At 36.2% G+C, this 20,074-nt stretch carries 18 protein-coding genes; 8 read left to right on the top strand and 10 right to left on the bottom strand.

Annotated elements, in window-relative coordinates; genetic code table 11:
* Positions 1-19 precede the first annotated feature (19 nt).
* The 6 genes from ACTJIP_RS07670 to gyrB form a co-directional block, all read right to left on the bottom strand.
* Complete coding sequence (locus ACTJIP_RS07670; RefSeq protein WP_440704319.1) at positions 20-871, bottom strand: diacylglycerol/lipid kinase family protein; 852 nt, start codon at positions 869-871, stop codon at positions 20-22.
* 43 nt (positions 872-914) lie between these two features.
* The gene (locus ACTJIP_RS07665; protein WP_077415106.1) at positions 915-1,739 is read right to left on the bottom strand and encodes an RsiV family protein; all 825 of its coding nucleotides are present in this window, start codon (positions 1,737-1,739) and stop codon (positions 915-917) included.
* A 102-nt stretch (positions 1,740-1,841) separates the two neighbouring features.
* On the bottom strand, positions 1,842-3,776 hold the full coding sequence (locus tag ACTJIP_RS07660) for a DUF3857 domain-containing protein (protein WP_077415108.1): 1,935 nt from the start codon (positions 3,774-3,776) through the stop codon (positions 1,842-1,844).
* 2 nt (positions 3,777-3,778) lie between these two features.
* Positions 3,779-5,671: a DUF3857 domain-containing protein gene (locus ACTJIP_RS07655; RefSeq protein ID WP_440704318.1), complete on the bottom strand. Its 1,893-nt coding sequence runs from the start codon at positions 5,669-5,671 to the stop codon at positions 3,779-3,781.
* 373 nt (positions 5,672-6,044) lie between these two features.
* Positions 6,045-6,467: a DUF5684 domain-containing protein gene (locus ACTJIP_RS07650; RefSeq protein ID WP_077415112.1), complete on the bottom strand. Its 423-nt coding sequence runs from the start codon at positions 6,465-6,467 to the stop codon at positions 6,045-6,047.
* A gap of 82 nt (positions 6,468-6,549) precedes the next feature.
* Positions 6,550-8,484 (bottom strand): DNA topoisomerase (ATP-hydrolyzing) subunit B, encoded by a 1,935-nt coding sequence (gene gyrB / locus ACTJIP_RS07645; protein ID WP_077415114.1) that lies wholly within the window; start codon positions 8,482-8,484, stop codon positions 6,550-6,552.
* Between the two features lie 233 nt (positions 8,485-8,717).
* On the opposite strand from gyrB, the gene ACTJIP_RS07640 reads away from it, so the two are divergent.
* The 3 genes from ACTJIP_RS07640 to ACTJIP_RS07630 are packed head-to-tail and all read left to right on the top strand — an operon-like array spanning position 8,718 to position 11,585.
* Positions 8,718-10,061 (top strand): cytochrome ubiquinol oxidase subunit I, encoded by a 1,344-nt coding sequence (locus ACTJIP_RS07640; RefSeq protein WP_077415116.1) that lies wholly within the window; start codon positions 8,718-8,720, stop codon positions 10,059-10,061.
* On the top strand, positions 10,058-11,062 hold the full coding sequence (locus ACTJIP_RS07635; RefSeq protein WP_047383360.1) for a cytochrome d ubiquinol oxidase subunit II: 1,005 nt from the start codon (positions 10,058-10,060) through the stop codon (positions 11,060-11,062). Before ACTJIP_RS07640 ends, ACTJIP_RS07635 begins: the two co-directional genes overlap by 4 nt.
* A 7-nt stretch (positions 11,063-11,069) precedes the next feature.
* Entirely contained in the window at positions 11,070-11,585 is a 516-nt protein-coding gene (locus tag ACTJIP_RS07630) for a ClbS/DfsB family four-helix bundle protein (RefSeq protein ID WP_440704317.1), read from the top strand.
* A gap of 36 nt (positions 11,586-11,621) precedes the next feature.
* Here ACTJIP_RS07630 and lysS read toward each other — a convergent pair whose 3' ends face one another.
* From lysS to ACTJIP_RS07610, 4 genes are all read right to left on the bottom strand, one after another.
* Positions 11,622-13,319 carry a lysine--tRNA ligase gene (gene lysS / locus ACTJIP_RS07625; protein WP_077415123.1) on the bottom strand — a complete coding sequence of 566 codons (1,698 nt, stop codon included), beginning with the start codon at positions 13,317-13,319 and terminating at the stop codon, positions 11,622-11,624.
* Positions 13,320-13,550: 231 nt separating this feature from the next.
* Entirely contained in the window at positions 13,551-14,480 is a 930-nt protein-coding gene (gene rlmF / locus ACTJIP_RS07620) for a 23S rRNA (adenine(1618)-N(6))-methyltransferase RlmF (protein WP_428168602.1), read from the bottom strand.
* Positions 14,481-14,483: 3 nt separating this feature from the next.
* A complete protein-coding gene (locus ACTJIP_RS07615; RefSeq protein ID WP_077415127.1) occupies positions 14,484-14,858 on the bottom strand; it encodes a c-type cytochrome in 375 nt (124 codons plus the stop codon).
* On the bottom strand, positions 14,858-15,076 hold the full coding sequence (locus tag ACTJIP_RS07610) for a hypothetical protein (RefSeq protein WP_047383346.1): 219 nt from the start codon (positions 15,074-15,076) through the stop codon (positions 14,858-14,860). The genes ACTJIP_RS07615 and ACTJIP_RS07610 overlap by 1 nt, the downstream gene beginning before the upstream one ends.
* 204 nt (positions 15,077-15,280) lie before the next feature.
* On the opposite strand from ACTJIP_RS07610, the gene ACTJIP_RS07605 reads away from it, so the two are divergent.
* From ACTJIP_RS07605 to trpD, 5 genes are all read left to right on the top strand, one after another.
* Positions 15,281-15,733, top strand: a complete 453-nt coding sequence (locus tag ACTJIP_RS07605; protein ID WP_219072432.1) for a cupin domain-containing protein — start codon at positions 15,281-15,283, stop codon at positions 15,731-15,733.
* A gap of 264 nt (positions 15,734-15,997) precedes the next feature.
* Positions 15,998-16,639: a hypothetical protein gene (locus tag ACTJIP_RS07600; RefSeq protein ID WP_077415131.1), complete on the top strand. Its 642-nt coding sequence runs from the start codon at positions 15,998-16,000 to the stop codon at positions 16,637-16,639.
* 255 nt (positions 16,640-16,894) lie between these two features.
* Positions 16,895-18,319 (top strand): anthranilate synthase component I family protein, encoded by a 1,425-nt coding sequence (locus ACTJIP_RS07595; protein WP_077415133.1) that lies wholly within the window; start codon positions 16,895-16,897, stop codon positions 18,317-18,319.
* Between the two features lie 87 nt (positions 18,320-18,406).
* Complete coding sequence (locus ACTJIP_RS07590) at positions 18,407-19,009, top strand: anthranilate synthase component II (RefSeq protein WP_440704316.1); 603 nt, start codon at positions 18,407-18,409, stop codon at positions 19,007-19,009.
* A 41-nt stretch (positions 19,010-19,050) separates the two neighbouring features.
* The gene (gene trpD / locus ACTJIP_RS07585) at positions 19,051-20,037 is read left to right on the top strand and encodes an anthranilate phosphoribosyltransferase (protein ID WP_077415137.1); all 987 of its coding nucleotides are present in this window, start codon (positions 19,051-19,053) and stop codon (positions 20,035-20,037) included.
* Positions 20,038-20,074 lie beyond the last annotated feature (37 nt).

The following is a 20,074-nucleotide window of genomic DNA, read 5'->3' as shown; positions in this document are numbered from 1 at the left end:
AAACCAGCTGCCAGCAATTCTAAATCAAAATACTCAGACTCGCTGGCTGTACTTTAACATGAACTGGTGATTTAATTTTATTGAATTCACCGTCCAGATGCCAGTTTTTGGTATTGACTTTAAATGATATTTCGGAAACCGGGAGATAAGTGACATATTCATCATCTTTCAGTCTTTTGGTGAACATTCTGAAAGCAAACAGCGCAGAATAGGTCAGAGGAAACTTTTTCACCAAAACCATATCCACCAAACCATCACTTTTGCTTGCTTTTGGAGCAATGTAAGCGTTGTTTCCAAACTGGCGGGTATTGGCAATATTCATCATCAGATACCTTCCGTTATACTGCTGATATTCTTCGTCAAAAAACTTCACCTTGATGGGTTTGTAGTTGAAGAAGGTTTTTAAGGAAACTTTGATATAATTTTTGAATCCACGGGTTGTTTTTTCAAATTCCTTGACAACTTTACCGTCAAATCCTGTTCCTGAAACATTGATGGAGAGCCTGTCATTCACCGTAAAAGTATCAATCTTCCTGGAGTTTTTGGTTCTTATTTTTTCTAAAAGTTCATCCAGATTTTTACTGAACTGGGTTTCATTGGAAAATCCGTTTCCTGAACCAGCCGGAAAAATAGCCAGAATTTTTTCTGTATTAATCAGATTTTTGGCTACGGTAGAAATTGTACCATCCCCTCCTATTGCCACAAAAATATCTACTTCTTCAAAATGAGACTGAATAAACTCATCTGTTCCAGGAATAGATTCTGATACATAATACAACGGGTTGTTAACCTTTGTTTTAAGTTCGTTCAAAAACGGCTGATAGTTTTTTTTGGCCGAAAAAGGGTTGATAATAAAAGCTATTTTTTCCATTACCGCAAAATTAAAAAATGCTTCCTGATCTGGAAGCATTAATTTACTTAATTTTCATTCTTTCTTTAAATTCTGCATTTAAGGTTCCTTTAAGGTCTTCCCATGAAACAGGAATGGTGATATCTCCTGCTGCAAAAGCGGCAATTTCGTAAGGGCTGTAATGGAAATACAGATTTTTATCATCAAAATAGAAGTTATCGGATGCTGGAATTTTCTCAACTAGCAGCATTTCCGAGTTTTTCACTTCTCCGTCACCATCCATTGTTCCACTGTTGATTTTGTCGATATTTTTCATCAGAATTGCTTCAATTTTATTCTTAGGCATTGAAGTAATATCTTTCAGTTCTAATTTTTTACTGTTTTTAAGATCAAAAACTCTTTCTGAAAAACCATAATTATCATGTGCCCCCCCTTCATATCCGCTTCCTACATACTGGATATGCATATAATTGTTTGCATTGGAAATCAGATTCATATGTGAGCTTGAATACCAATTCTGAGCATAGGTAACATCTGAAACCCAATCTTTATTATCATTTTTCATAGAACTGAAATAATCATTCTTTTCTTTATCAAGATAAGCCTGAAGGCCTGCTTTGGAAAAGTCTTTGATTTTTTCATTCTGGAAATAGATACTGTCTAATAGCTTTTTATCTTTCAATGATGGAAAAACCAACAGTTTTGAAGTGTAGCTCACTTTTAAAGAGTCTGTAATCTTTGTAGAATCATTCACTTTCACAGAGTCTACCACAAATCCTTCAGTGGTTTTATTTTCAGTTTTTTCTACTGGCCCTGCCTTTTCATTTTTTTTACAGGCAGTCACTGCTAAGAAAGAAGATAATGCTATAACAGCAATCGTATTTTTCATAATTCTAATTTTTGATATCAAATACAAAAACCATTCAAAAGATGAATGGTTTTTGAAAAAACTTTATTTTTTTTATAAATCTTGCTTAAGTTTTCTTAAATATTACTTTTTAACAAGGCTTATTACCTGATTTTCAAACTTAGATGCTACTCCCCAGATTTGTTTAAATGCAGGATAATATTCTTTCGGATAATCTGAACTGCTAACTTTTGTTGTGGTAGTCACTTCCAGCTTATTTCCTTTTTGTTCTACAGAATAGGTATAGGCTATTTCTTTATCTTCGGTAACGATCCTTTTTTCTTTAGGCATTTCCTCAATTACATAACCTTCAGGAATTTCAAGAGTGATTTTTTTCACTTTGGTGATAGGCGATCCAAAATCGATGGGATACTGTCTGACTTCCGTTTGGTCAAACTCATTGGAACTTTTGTTTAAAAACAGCATCGGATTGATGATCATTTTCTTTCCTACTCTGTCAATAAGGTTCATTGAAGAGAATTTCATGCTGCTTTCAAAATCTCCATTTTCCAACACTTTTGAATTAATATCCGTAAAGTCCATAGAAAAGTTTTCTTTATACTGCTTTTTATATTTTTCTGCATTATCATCATAACTGTCTTTCACATACATGGCATAGGCACCTGTATCTCTGTCTGAATAGGTTCCGGAAATACTTCCGTCATCATTAATCTTACCATTGACTGTAAGGAAAGTATTGCTTGATTTCACATTGGACATTTGAATCTGCAGAGCCTTTTCTTTAGTTACCAAAATCCCATATTGATTCCAGTTTTTAAGAGGAATTTCATCCAGAGAGGATTGCTTTGAGGTAGCATCATAAATATGCAGTTGCTTATCAATATTGATCGCAGCCAATACAAAATTCATATTGGAAATATTGGGAGACACCAGATTAATCAATCCGTTTTCCACGGTAGAAATTACCAGCGGATCAGCCTTAAGCCCGGCTTCGCGAAGCATCATTACCAGAAAAAGGTTGATTTCTGCTGCATTTCCAACTTTAGTTTCCAACAATTTTTTGATACCATCTTCTGTATAAATTCCTTTATCTTTATTCCAGGTAAAAGTTTTCTGAACATATGAAAAAATAGCATTTGCCTTTTCAAGATCGGTTTTCATTTCTGAAACTCCTGCCGGCATGTTTTCTTTTGCCAGTTTTGTTCTTTTCAGTTCTCCTCCAAAATCGTCACTTTCATAAAGTCTTTTCCCAATCTGATCCCATGATGATGAATAGAGTTTAAGCTCACCGAAATTAGTAGAGTTGAGCTCTGCACTGATTTTCGTTCTGAAGTTCCTGTCATTTCTTACAAATTTTTCAGTTTTAAAGCCTTTCAGGTTTTCATAAGCAAATCTAAAGGTTTTGTATTGGGCACCGTACAGATTCCTTTCCTCCATTTCCCTGTATTTAGGTGAAAGCCCTCCAGTATAGTTTACATTGTAAGACATATTGATAGGAGTATCAAAAACATATTCTGTATTCAGTGAAGGAGTATCAGATTCTATCAATACCTCTGGAATCATAAATCGGAACGGAGATACAATTTCATACTGATATTCTAAGACTGATCCATTTTTTACACTCGGAAAAGCAAATTTTGTCAGGGTAACATATTTATTCTCCTTACTTCTATATTGTGAACTTTTTTCCACTTTCACCGGAACTGTGTTTCCGTTTTCAAGATTGTATGTAAAAGCCTTGAACTTACCCAATGATTCTCTGTTGGTTCCAACATTATAAATAGGGATTTCAAGATTCAGCCAGTCTTCAGCCTTATCTTTATCATAAATCTTAACTCTATAATAATATCTTTTATGCAGATTTCCTGTGTTTGCATCCACCATAAAATAAGCAGATTTATACAAAATTTCAGCAGGAGCATTTTCATCTAATAAAGATTTAGCTTTAGACAAATCTGCATCGTTAAATTTCGGAGGATTCAGAAATTCGTATTTCTTCTGAGCATTAATCATTATTGCATTGGCAGAGCAAAGGACCAATACTATTAGTTTTTTCATGGTTATATTTTTGTTATTAAAATTTTTGAATTATCCATGTTCAGAATTTTTTTTCTGAAATTGATGTAGTCATTGTATTTTTCTTTTGGGTACAGACCTTTATTGATCTGCATTTTTCTTGTTACTTTTATCTGATTATCATTTTTTACAAAGCTTAGCTTATAGGAACCAAATTCAGAAGTGATGTTTGAATTATCCGGAGTTTCATCAATTTTATAGCCCATAGGAAGAATAAAAGCAATTTCATATTCATCTTCAAAGGACATATTGACTTCAAAAGGAAGTTCACGGTTCTCATCTGTCTTATAAACAACATCAGAAAAAATGGGTACAGATCTGAATAAAAGGCTGTTTCCTGCTTTTTTAGAAAAATTATTGGTCTTAAAATCAAGGTCATATGTAATAACAGCCTTGTCTCTGTCATTGGTAAAGTTTTTCATTTCCACTTTTTCAAAGTTTAAAATGTCAAAGTTTGCTTTTACCGCGTCATTTTTCTCTTTTGGATTGAGATTTACGAACCTTAAATTATAATCATATTGATTTCCCGTGTAGAAAAAATTGCCTGCCCCAGTAATACTGTTATCCTCGTTAAGGTTAATTTTCAACACCTGTTTTTCCTTATTTTGTTCGGCTTTATACACAGGCGTATTGATCAATTCAATTCCTTTTGGGGTTACTGCCAGTACATTTCTATCCGTTGTACTGTAGCTCAAATGGTTAAAAGCCATCTGTTGTGAAGTGTTTTCAAGCCAGATATTTCCTTTTTCAGTCGGAACCATCAGGATAACGTGGTTACCACCCATAGAAGGAAATTCAGGATCAAAGGAAACCTGAGAACGGCCGGAAGTAATGATACAATAATTGGAAGGAATCCCTGCTTCATTCAGAAGAACTTTCATATAATTCGTAAGTCCCTTACAGTCTCCATAACCTTTTTTCTGAACCTCATCCGGCATCATAGGCTGCCAGCCCCCTATTCCTAAAGCCACAGCAATATATCTGCTTTTGTTCTGCATGTACTGATAAATTTTCTTCACCTTATCTTCCACAGATCCCTGGAGTTGTAAAGATGCCACTTCAGCCTTGATTGAAGGAGTAGAAGCTGAAACGGGTATCAGAAGATCATTATAAATCCAGGTTCCGAAATCTGTCCAGTTATTTAAAGTCCCCTGCTTTCCTGCCAAACTGAATTTTGCCAATGCAAAGTTTACTGCAGGCAAGATTTTAACAGGCTGCGGTATCATAAAAGCATCGTCTATAGCAGGTACGTTTTTATATGAATAGGTTTTATCATTTGCACTGCCGCTTTCTATAACAGAAGCATAATTGTATTTTGATGGGTAGACCTTAGAGCGAAGTTCAATTCCTGAAGTATTAATGATTTTAAACTGTGCTTCTTCCAGTGATGTTTTGATAGAAGTAAATGGCACAAAATCAGGGATGAAAACTGTGTTTTCGTCATCAGTTTCATAAGAAAAGTCAACGGTATAAGGATACTGAGCCGGTGTATACGAATATACCAAGACTCTGTTATCAGAATAAAAGATCCCCTGAGGATTGTTTGCTATATCTTGAAAATCAGACTTTGAAACACTTTTAATCTTTTTTCCGGCTTCATCATAAATGGTTACTTTTATATTTGAAATACGTCTTTGCTTATCATAAGGAATATAGGCTGTAGCCTGATCATTACCGTCTTTGTTTAAAACCGTAGTAACTGTATTATGCTGATATTTTATCTGATTAACTTTATTGATCTGAGCCGTTGTAAAATCTTTTCGTATAACAGCATTAGCATTTTTCTTTAAATTCTCAGGAATAGCAGAAGCAGGATAGCTTTGTGCAAAATATAATGAGGCAACAGAGAACGCCCCAAGAACTAATATTTTCATCATAGTTATTAAAATTAAGCAAAAATAAGAAAATCTTAATAACTGTTAAAAAAAATATAAAAGGCTTCAACATTGTGAAGCCTTAACCTAATACTTAAAAAGTACTTTTTTAAATGTACTTATAAGGATATGAACACATTATCAACTTTTCATTATTATATTCTGAAAAGTTAAAACAGAATATTTATACTTATTCTAGATATTTATTCTGTGCCATGAAGTGGTAAACTCCATATTGTCTGCGTTTCAAATTTAAAATAAATTATGATTCATATAATTCAAAATCTGTAGAATTAATAATAAACAGAAGTACAATTAATTCTACAATAAAAAAAAGACCTCATTTCTGAAGTCTTTATGTTTTTACATTTTCTTTTTAATCATTTGGAACCAGTTTACTATCATACTGATCACTTCCAAGTCCCAGTACAGGAATAAAGATAAATCCGAAAAGGAGAATCAGAATAGTGTACAGAGGAGTTTCTTTGGCAAAACCTTTAGCAAGTCTGTCATATACAACCCAAAATGCATAGATGTTTACCAACGGAATAAAGAAAAGAATGATCCACCATATTGGTTTTTTCACTATTTCCAGCAATACTATTGAATTATAAATCGGGATAAAAGCGGCCCAGGCATCTTGTCTTCCTGCCTTCTGAAAGATTTTGTACATGCAATATCCATAGAATATATAGCATAATAGACCGAAGAACATTGTTCCGAGTCCTAATCCTGCAGCGGCTGCACCAGACACTGCATCTGCCCCATTATAAGGGTCTGTTTGTAAAAGAGTTAACATATTATTGTTTTTTTGGTTTGTCCAAATATAAAAAAAGCTTCTAAATAATTAGAAGCTTTTTTTATTATATTTTTAAAAACGTTTATGCATCAATTTTTGCATATTTCGCATTTTTCTCGATAAACTCTCTTCTCGGCGGAACCTCATCTCCCATTAACATTGAGAAAACACTGTCTGCTTCCACTGCATTATCAATAGTTACCTGTTTCAGAATTCTGTGTTCAGGATTCAGGGTTGTTTCCCAAAGCTGTTCAGGGTTCATTTCCCCAAGACCTTTGTAACGTTGTACTTCTACCCCTTTTCCGTCTGGAGACATTTCTAAAGTAAACTCTTCACGTTCTTTTTCATTGTATGCATACACTTTTTTATTACCTCTCTTTAACAGGTATAAAGGCGGTTGAGCAATATAAATATATCCGTTCTCAATAAGTTCCTTCATATATCTGAAGAAGAAAGTAAGAATCAGAGTAGAGATGTGAGAACCATCGATATCAGCATCGGTCATAATCACAACTTTATGATATCTAAGCTTCGCCATATTCAAAGCTTTGCTATCTTCTTCAGTACCTACAGATACTCCAAGAGCGGTATAGATATTTCTGATTTCCTCGTTGTCATATACTTTATGAAGCATAGATTTCTCTACGTTCAAAATTTTACCTCTTAAAGGAAGAATAGCCTGGAAGTGTCTGTCTCTTCCCTGTTTAGCTGTTCCACCTGCGGAATCTCCCTCTACAAGGAAAAGTTCAGATTCAGCCGGGTCTTTGGATGAACAGTCAGAAAGTTTTCCGGGAAGACCAGAACCTCCCATCGGAGATTTTCTCTGAACCATTTCACGGGCTTTTTTCGCAGCTTGTCTTGCTTTGGCAGCTAAAACAACTTTTTGAACGATTATCTTCGCTTCATTAGGATTTTCTTCCAGGAAGTTTGTAAGCATTTCCCCTACAATCTTATCAACAGCACCAGAAACTTCAGAGTTTCCTAATTTTGTTTTGGTCTGCCCTTCAAACTGAGGCTCCATTACTTTTACAGAAATTACAGCTGTTAATCCTTCACGGAAGTCATCACCCGTAATTTCTACTTTTTCTTTTGCAGGAAGTCCCAATTCATCTGCGTATTTCTTTAAAGTTCTTGTTAAAGCTCTTCTGAAACCTGCAAGGTGAGTACCTCCTTCGTGGGTATTAATATTATTAACATAAGAGTGAAGATTTTCGTTGAATGACGTATTATAACGCATCGCCACCTCAACAGGAATATCATCTCTTTCGCCTTCCATGAAAATCACATGTTCCATAATAGATTCACGGCTACCATCGATATAAGCAACAAATTCTTTCAATCCTCCCTGAGAATGAAAAATTTCTGAACGGAAAGAACCATCTTCCAGTTTTTCTCTTTCATCAGTAAGTGTAATTGTAATTCCTTTATTAAGGTAAGAAAGTTCTCTTAAACGGCTTGCTAATGTATCATAGTTGTAAATCAGTTCCGTAAAAATGGTATCATCCGGCTGGAAAAACTGCTTTGTTCCTCTTTTATCACTATGTCCGATCTCCTCAACCTGAGTCTGTGCTTTTCCTTTAGAATAGATTTGTTGATAAACATTCCCGTCTCTGTAAACAGTAGTAACCATTTCATTGGAAAGTGCATTCACACATGATACCCCAACTCCGTGAAGACCTCCTGAAACTTTGTAAGAGTCTTTATCAAACTTACCTCCGGCTCCAATTTTTGTCATTACAACTTCAAGGGCTGATTTCTGCTCTTTTTCGTGGAAATCAACCGGGATACCTCTACCGTTATCACTTACTTCAATTCCGTTTCCTTCCTTGATGCTAACGAAGATTGTGTCGCAGTATCCTGCCAATGCCTCGTCAATAGAGTTATCTACTACTTCATAAACCAAATGGTGAAGACCTCTTGTTCCTACATCACCAATGTACATTGAAGGACGCATACGAACGTGCTCCATTCCTTCCAATGCCTGAATACTACTAGCTGTATATTGTTTTTGACTCATATTAAATATTAAAAATCTTGCTCTATGCAAAGACTTACAAATATCGTGATTTTTTTCGAGGTATGAAAGTTAAAAAGTGTCAAAAAAATGTAGAGTTTTCTTATTGAAAACATAAGGAACAGCAATTCATAAAAGAATCAAAATTAATTGGTATTCCTGAAATATCAACTGTTGTAAATCATACTCAACATCAATAATTTATGCGTAAATTTATTTACTGAAAAGTTGATATTATGGATGATTTTATTGCTGCCCGTGCCCAGATGGCACTTTCTCTGGGCTTTCATATCATATTCTCCTGTGTGGGTATGGTGATGCCTTTTCTTATGGCTTTTGCCCATTGGAAATACCTAAAAACCAATAATGAAGTTTATAAAGGTCTTACAAAGGCATGGAGCAAAGGAGTAGCCATCCTTTTTGCTACCGGAGCTGTTTCAGGAACAATGCTTTCTTTTGAGCTGGGGCTTTTATGGCCTGGTTTTATGAAACATGCCGGCCCTATTTTCGGAATGCCTTTTTCACTTGAGGGAACCGCCTTTTTCATAGAAGCTATCGCCATCGGGTTCTTTTTATATGGCTGGGAAAAATTCAACAAATGGTTTCACTGGTTCTGCGGATTTCTTGTAGGAGTAAGCGGACTTGCTTCCGGAATTCTGGTAGTGGCAGCCAACTCATGGATGAATTCTCCAACAGGTTTTGATTATATTAATGGACAGTATCTTAATATAGATCCTATCAAAGCGATGTTCAACGATGCATGGTTTCCGCAGGCTCTTCATATGACTGTTGCTGCATTTTGTGCCACAGGGTTTGCCGTAGCCGGAGTTCATGCCTTTATGATCATGCGAAAAAGAAATATTGAATTTCATACCAAAGCATTTAGAATTGCAGTAGGTTTCGCCCTTATCGGAGCATTCGGAGCACCTTTAAGCGGTGATGTTGCGGCAAAATCAGTAGCGGAAAGGCAACCGATAAAACTGGCTGCTATGGAAGCTCATTTTGAAACTGAAAAAGGAGCTTCATTTATCATCGGGGGAATTCCTGATGAAGAAAAAGAAGAAGTAAAATACGCTGTGAAAATCCCGAAGGTTTTAAGTTTCCTGGTGAGTAATGATTTCAATGCTGAAGTAAAGGGTCTTAAAGATTTTCCGAGAGATGAATGGCCTCCGATTGCAGTTGTTCATTATGCTTTTCAGATCATGATCTTTTTCGGAGTGGTCATGATTGGTATTGGAGTTATTTATTTATATTCTTTTTTCTTCAGAAAAGAATGGCTGAGTAAAAACTGGCTGTTAAAGACCTTCTTAATAGCAACACCTTTTGGATATATTGCGCTGGAAGCGGGATGGACAGTAACAGAAGTGGGAAGACAGCCATGGATCATTTATGGGGTCATGAAAACAATAGATGCGGTAACCCCAATGCCTGGAATACAGTATTCATTCTATTTCTTTACGGCAATTTTCATATCATTATCAATGATTCTTATCTTTCTTTTAAGAAGACAGATTCAAATGGTACCGAAACTTTACGATCCTACCGACCCTCAGTTTAACGATAAAAACAAAAAATCATGATCTACGTTGTTATAGGTTTTCTCTGGCTTTCCATCTGTCTTTATATTATTCTGGGAGGGGCAGATTTCGGAGCTGGTATTGTAGAACTTTTCACCAATAAAAAAGCCAGACATAAGACCCATGAAATCATGTATGAGTCTATTGCTCCTGTATGGGAAGCCAATCATATGTGGCTGATCATCGCGATTGTAATTCTTTTTGTAGGATTCCCCGAAATCTATACCACGATGTCTACCTATCTTCATATTCCTTTGGTATTGATGCTTGTAGGTATTATTGCAAGAGGGACAGCATTCACCTTCAGACATTATGATGCCGTGAAAGATAACTGGCAGGTTTTATATACCCAGATTTTCTACTATGCGAGTCTTTTAACGCCTTTCTTTTTAGGCTTAATTGCCGCTGCAACGGTTTCCCACTCTATCAATCCTGATGCAGTAACTTTTGTGGATTTATATATTTTCAGCTGGCTGAACTGGTTTGGAGTTTCTGTAGGCCTGTTCACTGTTGCATTGTGTGCCTATCTTGCTTCTATCTTTTCATTAAGAGAAACCCGTGATAAAGTGGACCTTTTACTGATGATAAGAAAGTCCAAGCAGACCATGATCTTTGTGGTGATTACGGGAATATTGGTATTTGTGACCGCGTATATTTCAGATATTCCCCTTTTAATGTGGGTATTTTCCAAGCCTTTGGGAATTATGGCGATCGCTTTTGCTACCATTGCCCTATTGCTTATTTTAAGAGCGCTGAACCGACAAAAACTGCTTCCGGTACGTGCTTTGGCAGGATTTCAAATGGTCATGATTTTAGTAGCTGCAACGTATCAGCATAATCCGAATATTATTTTATTAGGAAACGGACAGCATCTTTCATTATTGGAACATATGGCTCCCGAAAAAACCATTGCCGCACTGGGATGGGCTTTGATGCTCGGCTCTTTATTTATTCTTCCGTTTTTATTTTATCTGATGGCTTCTTTCAGTAAGCTGAGAAAATAGTTGAAATATGCAGACTTATAAGGATAAAGCAGAACTCATTGAGGAACTCAAAAAAAGATATTTGCTCTATGATCAAGAATTTAACGATATAAAAGAATACGAAAAAGACCTTCTGCAACCCGGAGTTGACAAAACTCCATCACAAAATATTTCCTATCAATTGGGCTGGACTCACCTGCTTTTGCAATGGGAAGCTGATGAACAAAAAGGATTAGACGTAAAAACCCCTACTCCTGAATATAAATGGAATAATCTAGGAGGACTATATCAATCTTTTTATAATGAATATAGTTCTCATAGTTTACAAAAACAAAGAGAACTTCTGCAAGATCAGGTTAATAAAATTATTAATTGGATAGAAAATCTTGACAATGACACCTTATTCACCCCCGGACAGAGAAAATGGGCAACTACACCCGCTCAGTGGCCCGTCTGGAAGTGGATTCATATCAATACTGTAGCTCCGTTTAAAAATTTCAGGACACAACTTCGGAAATGGAAAAAAAAAAAAGGTACAGAATAACTCTGTACCTTTTATATTTATATTTCCTGAGAAATCTTAAGCCAATTTCATCAAAATATTTTCGTCAATCTTCTCTACTTTCACAATATTGTTCTTTGTCAAAGTTTTGGAAGCTTTATCCCATTTTTTACCTGATAACTGACTTCTTTGTTTTACTTCAGTTAAAGACATTGCTTCTTCCTGAGAATTAAGGATTTCAAGGATTACCTTTTCATCTTCTCCCAACTCAATCTGTGGAACCGCTTTTTCAGGTCTCATCTGAGGGAAGAATAATACTTCCTGAATGGATGCGTTATTTGTTAAGAACATGATTAATCTGTCCATACCGATTCCTAACCCTGAAGTTGGTGGCATACCATATTCCAATGCTCTTAAGAAGTCCTGATCGATGAACATTGCTTCATCATCTCCTCTTTCAGATAAAGTCATCTGTGCTTCAAAACGCTCTCTCTGATCAATAGGATCATTAAGCTCTGAATAAGCGTTGGCAATTTCTTTACCACATACCATCAATTCAAAACGTTCTGTTAAGCCTTCTTTGCTTCTGTGTTTCTTTGTCAGTGGAGACATTTCGATCGGATAATCTGTAATGAAAGTCGGCTGAATGAAGTTTCCTTCACATTTCTCACCGAAAATCTCATCAATTAATTTTCCTTTCCCCATCGTCTCGTTTACTTCAATACCAATAGACTTGGCAAAATCGTATAGTTCCTTCTCTGTTTTTCCTGTAATATCAAATCCTGTGTATTTCAGGATCGCTTCTGTCATGGAAACTCTTGGATAAGGAGCTTTCCAATTGATGGTGTGTTCACCAAAAGTAGATTCTGAATTTCCATTAACCTGAGTGGCGCAGAATTCCAATAACTTCTCAGTGAAATCCATCATCCAGTTATAATCTTTGTATGCTACATAGATCTCCATAGCAGTGAACTCAGGGTTATGTGTTCTGTCCATCCCTTCATTTCTGAAGTTTTTAGAGAACTCATATACTCCGTCAAAACCACCTACGATCAATCTTTTCAGATACAATTCGTTGGCAATTCTTAAATATAATGGAATATCTAATGCATTATGATGCGTGATAAACGGTTTTGCTGCAGCTCCACCAGGAATTGACTGTAAAATAGGGGTTTCTACTTCAAAGTATCCTGCATCGTTGAAGAATGTTCTCATTGAATTGAACAATTTTGTTCTCTTCACAAAAATTTCTTTAACCTGTGGATTTACCGTTAAATCTACATAACGTTGTCTGTATCTTAATTCAGGATCTGTAAAACCGTCGTGTACAACACCATTTTCGTCTGTTTTAGCCTGAGGAAGAGGACGCAAAGCCTTTGTAAGAAGTGTAAAGTTCTTTACTAAAACCGTCATCTCTCCTACCTGCGTAGTAAACAACTCTCCTTCGATACCGATAATATCACCGATATCCAAAAGGTGCTTGTATACTTCATTATATAGTTCTTTATCTTCACCCGGACAGATCTCGTCTCTGTTGAAGTAAACCTGGATTTTTCCTTTAGAATCCTGCAATTCTGCGAAAGAAGCCTTCCCCTGAATTCTGCGGGACATCAATCTACCAGCGATCTTTACCTGTTTACTTTCAGAAAAGTCCTGTTTTATAGATTCTGTAGTATCTGTAATGGTATACTCATCCGCAGGGAACGCATTAATCCCCATTTCAGTAAGCTTATTCAGCTTTTCTCTTCTAATGATTTCTTGTTCTGATAATTGCATTTCTTATTTTTCTAAAAGCGTACAAATTTAGGCATTTTTGACCTGACCGTCAATGGCTTTTTTAAGAAATTTTAAAAAGTGAAGAGGAATGGTGTTGAGATACGAGATTCGGGATATTGGGATATAAGATTCGGGATGCTGTCAATAGTGAATTTTGCTTCGCAAGTGAATGGTGAGTTTTGATGGAAAATCAAGACAATGATAACCAATGAAAACAGAAACCTTAAATTTTTATACAAACCACGTTCTCCTCTCCTTCTGAGGAATAAACGTCCAGGCAAGCATTCTGCTTACTTTCTGTCCTTGAGCCATATCAATGGTTTTCACCTCTACAGCGTTTACTTTCTTTAAAAGGTTGGTGAGTTTATTAAGATTGTCTTTTTTGGAAACCAGACACGTGAACCAAAGAACCTGTGATGAAAATAATGCACTTTCATGAATCACCTTAGTGATAAAAGCCAGTTCACCTCCTTCACACCAAAGTTCCGACTGTTGGCCACCAAAATTAAGTAAAGGCTGCTTGAATTTTGATATTTTAAGATTCTTTGTTTTCCTGATATTCCCTTTCATTGCAGCTTCTTCCGAATCATGAAAAGGAGGATTGCACATGGTAAAAGTAAACCTGTCTTCAGGACCAATAATATTTTTAAAGATATGATCAGCATCGGGCTGACTTTTCAACTGAATGGCAGATGAAAGTTCCGGATTTTGATCTAAAATATGCCGGGCATTGATCAAAGAATCCTGATTGATATCTGTTCCCAGCATGGCCCAGCCATAAGATTGATGACTGATTAAAGGATACACAAGATTGGCTCCTGTTCCTATATCAAGCCCTTTTACAGAACTTCCTGTAGGAATTTTATCCAATTGTTCAGTTAAAAGATCGGCAATATAATGTACATAATCTGCACGTCCGGGAATGGGAGGACAAAGATTAGTGTCCGGAATATCCCAGCCTTTAATATGGTAAAAATGTAAGAGTAAGGCTTTGTTGAGCAGTTTCACCGCTTTTGGAATGCTGAAATTAATAGTTACCGTCTGATAAGCATTAACGAAAACAAAGTGTTTCAGTTCTGGCACACAAGAAATAAGCGCATCAAAATCATAGGGATTACGATGTAGATTTCTTGTATGCAGACTGGATTTTTCAGCGGACATATTTTATTTCTTCTGACTTAAAATATATTCCACCATTTTTTTTGCATCTTCTTTAGATACCTGTGGATGGGCAGCCATAGGCACACTTCCCCATACTCCACTTCCGCCTTCTATAATTTTGGAAGCCAGCAGTTCTGTATCCTTTTCAGAGTACTTTCCTGCAATTTCCTTATAAGAAGGTCCTATCATTCTCTCATTCACAGAGTGGCATCCTGAGCAATCCAATGTTTCCATGATCTGATCACCTGAAAGATTAGCTGGTACCGGTTCTGAAACAGCAGCTGTCTCAGAAGAAGCTGCCACTTCTGCTGTATTTTCTTTTTTAGAACAGGAAACGATCATAAGACCCAATATTCCTGCCAAAAGTATTTTTTTCATTATTTCTTCGCTGTAGAATCTGTTTTAGCAGCTTCAGGAGCAGTGGTAGCCGGAGTTGCAGCAGCAGGAGCAGCAGTTTTAGCTGTAGAATCTACAACAGTTGTTGCTTCTGGCTCTTCCATCATCGTGTTGCTATCCTGTAAAGAGTGATCTGGCTTTTTTTTGCAGCTTGCTACTAATAAACCTCCGATAAATGCGATTGCTAATACTTTTTTCATTTTTTTCTAATTTGGAAGCAAAAATATAAAAAATAAAGTTTTAAACTTATGACAAATGTTTTCTTTGATAAATATTTTTTAAAGGTTTAATTATAATCAGATCAATAAAAAAATAACTCAAACACTAGGGAATTTTAAGTCGGCTTGTTATTTTTGTATTACGGATAATCCGAACCAAAAATCAATCTATTAATTGAAAAGTTTATGACTAAAAAAAATTTAATGGGTGCCGCTTTCTTTGCTGTACTCTCTTCCCTGCTTATTTCCTGTGATAATTCATCGAACGAGCCGCAATCAGAATATACTGATAAAATTGAATCAGTAACACTTTTAAAAACGACAAAGTCTTGGGATGGAACTGTATATCCGGCCTATCCCACAACACAGCCCGAAATATCGGTTCTGAAGATTGCAGTTCCTCCCAACAGAGCTCTGGACTGGCATAAACACCCTGTCATTAATGCAGCTTATGTAGAAAAAGGAGAAATACAGATCGAGAGAAAAGAAGACGGCAAAACACAATGGATAAGAAAAGGTCAGGTTCTTCCTGAAATGGTCAACATTGCCCACAGAGGAAAAACCGGAGATAAAGGAGCAACCCTGATTGTTTTCTACAGCGGGACTCCTGATATCCTTTTGTCTGAACCGGTAAAATAGTTGTTTTAAACGCTATGTTCGCAAGGGCACTTCGTTTAGCTAATAACAGCAGACCTTGCTAAGTGAAACGCCGTTGCGAGCATATTAATAATAATCTAATAGCATCCTTGCGATCTCAGCGTTTAAATTCTTTAAATTAACAACAATTTAAATTATCTGATGACTGTACATCTTACTGAATAAAAAGCCTTTGCAAACATATTATAATAATTTAATAACATCTTTACGATCTCAACGTTTAAATAAAATAATTATATTTAATGCATGGTTTTAATTTCAAAAATTCTGTTTTTCACCAGCCATCACGGTTTTTATACTGTGATTCTGTTGTTTGTGTTCTTTGGACTTCTCTCCTATCTGACAAAAAAAGCACGGTTCCTGATCCCGATCCTTCCTCTGGCTATATTAAATGGGTTTGGAGGTCAGTTTTTAAATGCATGGTTTTTAAACAAATACGGAGTGGAAAGTACCGCTATCATCACGTCTGATGTAGAAACCAATTCTACCCTGAACGACATGTATATCCACGATTATGAAGCTATTGTAAAGAAACAGGACGGGAAATACACCACTACTTTTTTCTCTACCACTTCTGCAGCAATCTATCCTATCAGAAATTCAATCAGAATACCGGGTGACAAGGATATTCCTGTAAAATACATTCCGGGATATGAAAAGAACATAGTCATCCTTTATGATCAGTCCAGAGAAGGAAAAATTTTAATCCAATACGAAAAGTTAGCTCCCGTCAATTCTGCAAAAACCAAGTATGAGGCAGACAAAACGAATAAAGAATTCATTGAAGAATATATCGCAGCATTGGAAGAGTATGTAAAATACTATGATGATGAAACCTACAAAGAGAAAATCAAAGAATTGCAACTTGAGCGTAAGCACCTTAAATAGGAGGTTATTATATTAAGTTTTTTTAATTTTTACTATTTTTTAGTTTTTGTATTAAAAAAATTTCTACATTTGTCCCATGTTTAAAATGAGCAACAATATTTGGTGGTGGCTTTCAAACTCTTCGTCGGGTCTGAAGGTATTGTCATGTTGCTAATCATACAGCAGAATAATCAAAAAACAATATATAGGCTTTGACGGATACCGTTGAAGCCTTTTTTTATTCCTCAACTTTATAAAAAATAAAAAAACAACAAGATGTTCACTGACACAATTAAAATAAAAACTGTTTCGAAAAAAACACTGGGAGATCTTCATACTCCCATGAATATTTACCTTAAGATCAGGGATAAATTCCGTGATACGATTCTTCTCGAAAGCTCGGATTCAAAAAGTATTGATAATAATTTTTCCTTCATCGCAGTGAATGCCATTGCAGGAATTGAAGTGAAAAACCTCAACGAATATGAAATCAAGCTTCCTGCTTCTGCTCCTGTAAAGCAATTCATGATGGAACGCAATATCACCGATATATTTGAAGAATTCAGGAAAATTTTTAAATGTGAAGAAACCAACGACCCTATAGAACAGACCGCTCAGAGCCTTTTTGGCTATACAAGTTTTGAGGCGGTACAGTTTTTCGAAAACATCAATCTTAAAGCACAAAGTAAGGAAGTTGAAATTCCTGTGCTGAGATACAGATTATATCAATACGTGATCGCTATCAACCATTTCAATGATGAAATGTATATTATTGAAAACTCTATTGATGGGGTAAAATCTGAATTTCATCTGTTGGAAAATCTTATTAAAAACCAGAATACTCCGGTGTATCCTTTCGAAAAAACAGATGAGGAAACTTCCAATATTACTGATGAAGACTATATCGAACTGGTAAAAACAGCCCAAAAGCACTGCATGCGCGGAGATGTATTCCAGCTGGTTCTGAGCAGAAGATTTGAACAGAAATTCAAAGGTGATGAATTCAATGTATACCGTTCTTTAAGAAACATCAACCCTTCTCCATACCTTTTCTATTTTGATTACGGAAATTATAAATTATTCGGATCAAGCCCTGAAAGTCAATTAATCATCAAAAACAATAAAGCAATTATCCACCCAATTGCCGGAACATCTAAAAGAACAGGAAATCTGGAAACGGATCTTGAAGCTATCGAGGTTTTAAAAGCTGATCCTAAAGAAAATGCAGAACATACCATGCTGGTTGACCTGGCAAGAAATGACCTTGGAAAACTCGGAAAAAATGTAACGGTAAGCAAACTTAAAGAAATTCAGCTGTTCTCTCACGTTATTCATATGGTAAGTGAAGTGACTGCTGATGTGGCTGATGATATCAATCCTCTTGAAATGGTTTCCGCTACTTTCCCTCAGGGAACACTGAGTGGTGCACCGAAGCATAAAGCTCTTCAACTTATTAATCAATACGAAAAAGATTCCCGCGGATATTATGGCGGCTGTATAGGAATTATCGGATTGAACGGTACCTGCAATCAGGCCATTATGATCAGAACTTTCTTAAGTAAAAATAATACACTCTTTTACCAGGCTGGTGCCGGTATTGTAGCAAAATCAGTTCCGGAAAATGAACTGCAGGAAGTCAATAACAAGCTGAATGCCCTTAAAAAAGCAGTTGAAAAAGCAGAAAAAATAGTTGAAAAATAAAATAGTTCCAATCAACTAGCAACTAGCAACTAGCAACTAGCAACTAGCAACTAGCAACTAGCAAAAAAACAACCTAACAAAAAAGAAATGAACAACAATATAAACACTCAGCAGACTCTGCTTAAAGTTCTCGTTTTTGACAGCTATGACAGCTTCACTTATAACCTGGTCCAGATTATTGAAAGAATTCTGAATCAAAAAGTAGATGTGGTAAGAAATGATAAAATTACCCTTGAAGAAATTGGAAAATATGACAAGATCATCCTCTCACCGGGACCTGGAATTCCTGAAGAAGCAGGTATTTTATTAGACCTTATTAAGGAATATGCCCCTACGAAAAGTATTCTTGGAGTATGTCTCGGACAACAGGCTATCGCTGAAGCTTTCGGAGGAAATCTTATTAACCTGACTGAAATTTTCCACGGGGTGGCAACGACTACTGAACTGGTAAAAGAGAATACAAAACTTTTCAAAAATTTAAGTTCAGGACTGGAAGTGGGCAGATACCACAGCTGGGCAGTAAATCCCGAAGGGTTTCCGGAAGAGCTGGAGATCACAGCCGTAGACAAAGACGGAATGATCATGGCTTTACAGCACAAAACCTATGATGTACACGGAGTACAGTTTCACCCTGAGAGTATTTTAACACCCGAAGGAGAAGTCATCATTAAAAACTTTCTTTTACCGTGAAAACATTAGAAATTCCATCAACAACAATAAAAACACCACAAATGAAAGAAATACTGCAATACCTGTTCAACCATAATACGCTTTCAAAATCAGAAGCTAAAGCTACTATGATTGAGATTGCCCAGAATAAGTTCAATGCCGCAGAAGTTACCGCCTTTATCAGTGTTTTCCTGATGAGAAATATTACCCTGAAAGAAGTGGAAGGTTTCAGAGAGGCTCTGCTTCAGATGGCTGCTCCTGCAGACATAGAGGCAAGTAATGCCATTGATATTGTGGGAACGGGAGGTGACGGAAAAGATACCATCAATATATCAACATTGGCCAGCTTTGTGGTGGCCGGAGCCGGACAGAAGGTAACCAAACATGGAAATTATGGTGCTTCCACTACCACAGGTTCATCCAATGTACTGGAAGAACTGGGATATCAGTTCAAAAACAACTCGGAACAATTGAATGAAGACCTTGAAAGAGCCAACATCTGCTTTTTACATGCTCCTTATTTTCATCCCGCGCTGCAATCGGTTGGATTATTGAGAAAATCTTTAGGATTAAGAACATTCTTTAATCTTTTGGGACCATTAGTGAATCCTGCAAAACCCAAATATTCAATGATTGGAGTGTACAACCTGGAAATAGCGAGAATTTATCAGTATCTCCTTCAAAAAGAGGAACGTGAGTTTATTCTGGTACACGGCCTTGACGGATATGATGAAATAAGTCTTACCGATGACAGTAAAATCATCACAAAAAACGGGGAGGAAATATATTCTGCAGAAGATTTAGGTTTCAATCCGGTAACGCTGGAAGATATTAAGGCTGGAAGTTCTATTCAGGAAACAGCAAAAATATTTATGAATATCCTGGAGGGAAAAGGTACAGAACAACAAAATTCTGTGATTCTGGCGAATGCTTCGGTAGCTCTTTACAACACGCACAGGTTTGGAACGTATGACAACTGTCTTCTTTTAGCCCAGGAAAGTCTGCAAAGCGGAAAAGCACTGAACAGTTTTAATCTTTTAATTAATTAGTCTTATTATTTTTTTTAACCGTTAAGAATTTTTAAGT

The sequence above is a fragment of the Chryseobacterium sp. 22543 genome (assembly GCF_052044565.1).
In the GTDB taxonomy this organism is placed as follows: Bacteria; Bacteroidota; Bacteroidia; order Flavobacteriales; family Weeksellaceae; genus Chryseobacterium.
This window is presented reverse-complemented; position numbering and strand designations above follow the sequence as displayed.

What these genes read in the sequence shown, in the direction of transcription:
- ACTJIP_RS07670 (WP_440704319.1), bottom strand. Translation starts at nt 871, where the DNA reads ATGGAAAAAATAGCTTTTATTATCAACCCTTTTTCGGCCAAAAAAAAC.
- ACTJIP_RS07665 (WP_077415106.1), bottom strand. Translation starts at nt 1,739, where the DNA reads ATGAAAAATACGATTGCTGTTATAGCATTATCTTCTTTCTTAGCAGTG.
- ACTJIP_RS07660 (WP_077415108.1), bottom strand. Translation starts at nt 3,776, where the DNA reads ATGAAAAAACTAATAGTATTGGTCCTTTGCTCTGCCAATGCAATAATG.
- ACTJIP_RS07655 (WP_440704318.1), bottom strand. Translation starts at nt 5,671, where the DNA reads ATGATGAAAATATTAGTTCTTGGGGCGTTCTCTGTTGCCTCATTATAT.
- ACTJIP_RS07650 (WP_077415112.1), bottom strand. Translation starts at nt 6,467, where the DNA reads ATGTTAACTCTTTTACAAACAGACCCTTATAATGGGGCAGATGCAGTG.
- gyrB (WP_077415114.1), bottom strand. Translation starts at nt 8,484, where the DNA reads ATGAGTCAAAAACAATATACAGCTAGTAGTATTCAGGCATTGGAAGGA.
- ACTJIP_RS07640 (WP_077415116.1), top strand. Translation starts at nt 8,718, where the DNA reads ATGGATGATTTTATTGCTGCCCGTGCCCAGATGGCACTTTCTCTGGGC.
- ACTJIP_RS07635 (WP_047383360.1), top strand. Translation starts at nt 10,058, where the DNA reads ATGATCTACGTTGTTATAGGTTTTCTCTGGCTTTCCATCTGTCTTTAT.
- ACTJIP_RS07630 (WP_440704317.1), top strand. Translation starts at nt 11,070, where the DNA reads ATGCAGACTTATAAGGATAAAGCAGAACTCATTGAGGAACTCAAAAAA.
- lysS (WP_077415123.1), bottom strand. Translation starts at nt 13,319, where the DNA reads ATGCAATTATCAGAACAAGAAATCATTAGAAGAGAAAAGCTGAATAAG.
- rlmF (WP_428168602.1), bottom strand. Translation starts at nt 14,480, where the DNA reads ATGTCCGCTGAAAAATCCAGTCTGCATACAAGAAATCTACATCGTAAT.
- ACTJIP_RS07615 (WP_077415127.1), bottom strand. Translation starts at nt 14,858, where the DNA reads ATGAAAAAAATACTTTTGGCAGGAATATTGGGTCTTATGATCGTTTCC.
- ACTJIP_RS07610 (WP_047383346.1), bottom strand. Translation starts at nt 15,076, where the DNA reads ATGAAAAAAGTATTAGCAATCGCATTTATCGGAGGTTTATTAGTAGCA.
- ACTJIP_RS07605 (WP_219072432.1), top strand. Translation starts at nt 15,281, where the DNA reads ATGACTAAAAAAAATTTAATGGGTGCCGCTTTCTTTGCTGTACTCTCT.
- ACTJIP_RS07600 (WP_077415131.1), top strand. Translation starts at nt 15,998, where the DNA reads ATGGTTTTAATTTCAAAAATTCTGTTTTTCACCAGCCATCACGGTTTT.
- ACTJIP_RS07595 (WP_077415133.1), top strand. Translation starts at nt 16,895, where the DNA reads ATGTTCACTGACACAATTAAAATAAAAACTGTTTCGAAAAAAACACTG.
- ACTJIP_RS07590 (WP_440704316.1), top strand. Translation starts at nt 18,407, where the DNA reads ATGAACAACAATATAAACACTCAGCAGACTCTGCTTAAAGTTCTCGTT.
- trpD (WP_077415137.1), top strand. Translation starts at nt 19,051, where the DNA reads ATGAAAGAAATACTGCAATACCTGTTCAACCATAATACGCTTTCAAAA.